Origin of the sequence: Bartonella taylorii 8TBB (assembly GCF_902825155.1) — a bacterium.
Lineage (GTDB): Bacteria > Pseudomonadota > Alphaproteobacteria > Rhizobiales > Rhizobiaceae > Bartonella > Bartonella taylorii_A.
This window is the reverse complement of the sequence record NZ_CADEAG010000177.1, coordinates 1-405: the sequence shown is the minus strand read 5'-3', so window position 1 is coordinate 405 and position 405 is coordinate 1. Positions and strand designations below refer to the sequence as shown.

Here is a 405-nt window from a genome sequence, read left to right as displayed (position 1 = left end):
TTGGCTTCGGCGATGGAAAGATAGTCTAGCATAATATTGCGTAATGCTCGTTTTCCAGCTTGTGCAGTATTTGGTGAATAGGGTTCATTGATTTGCATTTGCGCATAAACTGTTGTGAAGAGTTCCTGATGCCTATGTGCGAGTGAAGCTAAAAATTGATTGCGCACATGGTGGATGCGTTCTGGATCAACATTTTTACCGATTATATGGGCAAGTTCTATTTCGCTAGGTAAATTTAAACAAAATGAGCGAAACTCTGGATCCAGACTTTCATCTATAAGGATGATTTCAATAAAGAATAGAAAAGAAGAATGCATACTCTCTTATGGATGTAGTTTATCGTGAAGGGGATGAATGAGAGCTTGCATCATAAAATGATTAAACGACTGCCAACGGTTGAGTTGA

Annotated in this window: 1 pseudogene; it reads right to left on the bottom strand. The window is 38.5% G+C overall.

The features are described from left to right. Positions 1-405: pseudogene (locus J7R13_RS09180) on the bottom strand (aminopeptidase N C-terminal domain-containing protein); the annotation flags it as partial.